This is a genomic window from Candidatus Protofrankia californiensis (genome assembly GCF_900634765.1).
GTDB lineage: Bacteria > Actinomycetota > Actinomycetes > Frankiales > Frankiaceae > Protofrankia > Protofrankia californiensis.
This window is the reverse complement of sequence record NZ_CAAAFT010000072.1, coordinates 16,609-21,280: the sequence shown is the minus strand read 5'-3', so window position 1 is coordinate 21,280 and position 4,672 is coordinate 16,609. Positions and strand designations below refer to the sequence as shown.

4 protein-coding genes are annotated in these 4,672 nt (G+C 67.2%); all 4 read left to right on the top strand.

All coding sequences use genetic code 11. The annotated features are described in order from the left end of the window. Positions 1 to 2,333, top strand: a 2,333-nt coding sequence (locus tag DD1DGNOD_RS26515) for a hypothetical protein (RefSeq protein WP_165036416.1), incomplete at its 5' end; no start/stop codon positions are given. Then, positions 2,330 to 3,115: a hypothetical protein gene (locus tag DD1DGNOD_RS04575; RefSeq protein WP_131765356.1), complete on the top strand. Its 786-nt coding sequence runs from the start codon at positions 2,330 to 2,332 to the stop codon at positions 3,113 to 3,115. The genes DD1DGNOD_RS26515 and DD1DGNOD_RS04575, both read left to right, overlap by 4 nt. 143 nt (positions 3,116 to 3,258) lie before the next feature. Continuing rightward, the gene (locus DD1DGNOD_RS04570) at positions 3,259 to 4,410 is read left to right on the top strand and encodes a glycosyltransferase family 4 protein (RefSeq protein WP_131769521.1); all 1,152 of its coding nucleotides are present in this window, start codon (positions 3,259 to 3,261) and stop codon (positions 4,408 to 4,410) included. Next, the coding region (locus DD1DGNOD_RS26510; protein ID WP_206442946.1) for a hypothetical protein at positions 4,397 to 4,672 on the top strand (276 nt) is incomplete at its 3' end. The genes DD1DGNOD_RS04570 and DD1DGNOD_RS26510, both read left to right, overlap by 14 nt.

The window sequence follows — 4,672 nt, the reverse complement described above, 5'->3', positions numbered from 1 at the left end:
GGCCCGCTGAATCCCGGCCGCTCGACGAAGACGACACGACCAACGACGACACAACGAACAACAACGCAATCGAAAATGCCGCGCCGGCAACCGACAGCGCGATCCGGGAGCGCACCAGCACCATTGTCATCACAGCGTTCACGCCCAGACGCAGCACCGGATCCGTCGCCCGTGAGAAGTCCGGCACCTACGACAATGACCGGATGGAGGAGAAAACGGGGCAGGCGGCTGCGCATGTCGACTCCGACCCGACCGTGGTCCTGCTCGATCCGATGGCGGGGCTCCTCGAGACGGTTACCGGGCCGGTTGGCGAGCCGGCCGGCGGCAACAGCGCGAACCATATTTCGTTACCAGGCTGGATTTCGTTACCGGGCTGGCGGCCGTGGCGGAAGGCGCCCGCGTCCCGGGATGATCCGATCAGCACACCTCCGGCCGGCGGACACCCGGTCGTGCGCTCGGTCACCACGAGCCTGACCAGTCATGGCCTGACCGTCCCCGACCGCTCCCTTGCCGTTGCAACGATCATGGCCGCAGGAGTGCTGCTGGTCGCGGTGTCCTACCTGATCGGACGTTCCGGGCATCCGGACGCGGGCACCGCACTGCTCTGGCCCGGCTTGATGACGGTCTTCGCCACAGGTGCGATCCGCCTGTTGCGGACAGGCACATCCCGGCAGGAACGGCTGCGGGTGTCGGTGCTTCTGGGCGTCGCCCTGTACTTCTGTTTCGAACTGACCCAGATTTCCGCCGTCCGCGAGTTCGACGAGCTACTGCACCTGCGCACCCTGCTCGATCTGCAGGCGACCGGGCATGTTTTCACCCCTCATCCGGGCCTGCCGGTCAGCCCCCGGTTCCCGGGGTTGGAGCTGCTGACCAATTCCGTCGTCCAGCTGCTCGGCGTACCGAACCAGGTAGCTGTGATCGGCGTCGTCCTGCTGGCGCGCTTCCTGCTGGTATACGGCCTGTTTCTGCTGATCGAACGCCTGAGCCGGTCCGCCTACGCGGCCGGAGTGGGGGTTGCGATCTACTCCTGCAGTCCGCAGTTCTTCTTCTTCAACGCGCAGTTCGCCTACCAGTCCCTGGCCATCGCCCTGACTGTGCTGCTCCTGCTGATCGTCGTGGACCGCCCACGGTACGGGCGGATAATCGCTGCATTACTGATTGCGATGACGTGGATCGCGCTGTCGTTGACCCACCACATCACCAGCTGGATCACTGTGGGGCTGCTCGCCGGGTGGACGTTGTGCGCGTTCGTCCGGCGTGACCGGGCGGACGGCAGGGCGCTCGCCGGCATCACCCTGGTCGGGCTGCTGACCACCGCGGGCTGGGCGCTTGTCAGCATCTCGATGCTCAGCGACTATCTGGGACCCATCCTGTCGGAAAGCTTCCACCAAGCCGGCAATGTCGCCAGCGGTCAGGCCAAGAGCCGTAAGATGTTCACCGACTCAGCCGGCACGGCCACCCCGACCTGGCAGATCGTGGCACTGCTCGGCTCGACCCTGCTGTGGTCGGTGTCGATCCTCCCGGTCGGTCCGTTCAAGTTCCGGCCGGACACCGACAGCCGGCACGCAACGCTGTACCAGCTCCTGCGGCTCATGCACCTGGCGTTCCCCCTGACAGTGATCGGCACCGTCGCGCCGCGGACGGCCGAGCTGTCCACCCGCATGTCCACCTTCATCTACCTCGGCCTCGCCGCCGTGCTCGGCCTCACCATCACCAGTTACCTCACGACCCATCGCACGACCCGTCCAGCGCACCTCGTACGGCTCACCACCGCACTCTCGGTCTTTGTATTCATAGGCGGCACGGTTTTGGGCTCAGGCGCGGACTGGTCACGGATGCCGGGACCCTACCTGGTGATCGCCGACGGGCGTTCCATCGACCCGTACGTGGTCGCCGCCACCGACTGGGCGAACACCCGGCTGCCGCAGGGCAGCCGGGTCGCCGGCGACCGCGAGACCGGGGTCCGGCTCATGAGTATCGGCCGTCAGTGGCTCGTCACCAGCCTGGGCAGCAGGGCCAGCGCCGCACCACTCTACTTCGGCAGCACCATCGGGGACTACGAACGCACGGTCATTACGACCGGTCGAATCCAGTACGTCATTGTTGACACCCGGCTTGCCGACGGGCTCCCGCACGAGACGTTCTACGCGGAAAACGGCGAAGCGCCGGTTGGTTCCCAGCTGACACCGGCGATGCTGGCGAAGTTCGACACCCAGCCGGGTTCGGTGAAGGTCTACGACAACGGACCGGTGAAGATATACGACGTCAAAGCCCTCTGGCTGCCAACAACACCTCCGACAACAACTCCGCGGCCTGCGGGAGGTGACCGGTGAACACGGTCACGACCGTCCTGCAGGCCCTCCTCGGAATTACGATTCTCGTTCTCGGCGTCGCCGGTCTGCACGCAACCCTCACCCGGACCGCGAAAGCCGGCACAGACTCCGGTGGAAACGACTCCGCGGCAGACGCATCCGCGGCAAACCCCCGAACGAACTCCCCGGTCAGCTCCCGGGCGGACTCCCCGGCGAACATCGCCCCGCTGTTTCTGCTCACCGTCACCGGGCTGATGGTCGGCTCGCTGCTGGTGGCCGTGGTCGGGCTTGCCGACAACCCGCTCGCCTACGACCTGCTGTTCGGCGCCGTGGCGGTGGCACTCGCCACCTTCGGACGCCTGCGACCGGCCACCTTCCTGGCCCGGATCCGAGACCACCTGCTCCGGGAGGCGTCGCGCTGGAAGGCTGCTGCCTGGAAGACCAGCGCCTGGAAGGCAGGACCCCGCAGGGCGGTGCTGCTGACGTCCGTCCCGATACTGATCCTCGCCGTGGCGGTGGGCCTGTCGTGGTGGTCGGACGACACAACCATGAATGCGCCGGTGACGGCGCTCGGCGCTACCCGGACACACACGGGCCTGGAAGTCACCGTCACCCGGGCCGAGGGCGACAACGGTGATCTCCTGCTGGAGGTGATCAACGCCGAGGGCCGACAGTGGCGGTTGCCGCTGGAGCCGCGCAAGAAAAAGGTCGACGTCCCCGTGGGGAGCGAGGCCACTCCCGCCCCAACCACAGTCCGCCTTCTCGTCAATGGAAAAATCATACGATCGATAACAATTCAATAACTTATAGTATTTATGATGATGTCCTGCTCTCATGCCAGCCCGCACAGTCGCAACCCGTGCAGTTGCAACCCGCGCAGTTGCAACACAGTGCCAACGTGTCGTGCCCCGACAGCTGCGTTCGCCACCCCGAGGGAGCAATAACCGTGTCCGGACGACTTCGCGTGCTCCAGGTCACCCCCCGGTTCTTCCCCGACATGGGAGGGATCGAGACACACGTCTACGAAACGGCCCGACGGCTGAACGCCATGCCCGGCCTGCGGGTGGACGTCCTGACCACCGATCGCGACGGAAGCCGGCCCCCCGTCGAGGTCGTCGAGGGGATTCGGGTACGGCGAGTACCCGCTTGGCCACGGGAGCGCGACTACTACATCGCTCCGCGCATTCGCGCGGCGGTCGGCAGCGGCTACTACGACCTCGTGCACTGCCAGGGAGTGCACACCGCCGTCCCGGTCATCGCCATGGCCACTGCGCTCGCAGCGCAGACGCCCTACCTGGTCAGCCCGCACACCGGTGGCCACTCGTCAGCGATGCGCCATCGGCTGCGCGACGTCCAGTGGTGGACCCTCGGCCCACTGCTGCGCCGCGCCCGGCAGGTACTGTGCGTCGCCGAGTTCGAAAAGGAGATGTTCGCCCGGCTGGCGCGTGTAGCCGCCAACCGTCTGGCGGTCATCCCGAACGGCGTCGAACCCGCCGCCACCGGCGTCCAACCCGACGCCAGCACTCCGACCGTGGTCTCGGTCGGCCGTTTCGAGAAGTACAAGGGCCAGCACCACCTGATCGCCGCGCTGCCCACACTGCTCGAACAGGAACCGCGCGCACAGCTGCTGCTGGTAGGAAAGGGCCCGTATGAGGACGAACTGCGGGCTCAGGCCATCCGTTTGGGTGTGGCCGACCGGGTCGGCTTCACCTTTGTCCCGCCGGCCGAACGCCAGGCCATGACCGACCTGCTGGCAGGTGCGCACGTGGTCGCCTTACTCAGCGAGTACGAAGCCCATCCGGTCGCGGTGATGGAGGCGGTCGCGCTCGGACGTCCAGTCGTGGTCGCCCCCGCCACCGGCCTCGGTGAGCTGGCCGATCGCGGTCTGGCCGAACGGGTCGACAACCCCGCGGACCCGCGCACGGTCGCCGCTGCCCTGCTCCGCCACCTGACCTCGGACACGGCTACTGGAGGGGACACGGCTACAGGAGGGGACGCGCCGGTCGGGGCCGGCAGCCACAGTGCGCCGTCCACCCGCCTGCCCACATGGGACGACTGCGCCAACGCGCTCGCAGATTCCTACCGTGCCCACGCATGACACGCCGTTACCCGACAGCGAGCATCCTGGTCCGGCCCGGACTGCCCACGGTGACGATCGGCACCGCGGACGGGACAGCCGCGGCAACACCACCATGGACAGCGCCGCCATGAACGGCACCGCCACGGACAGTGCGGCCGTGAACGGCACCATTACGGACGGTACGGCCATGAACGGCACCGCCGTGAACAGCGCCATGGCAGCCGCGCCGGAGGCGGTGGCGGTGGCGGTGGCGGTGGCTGCCAGCGACCCACCGTCGGAG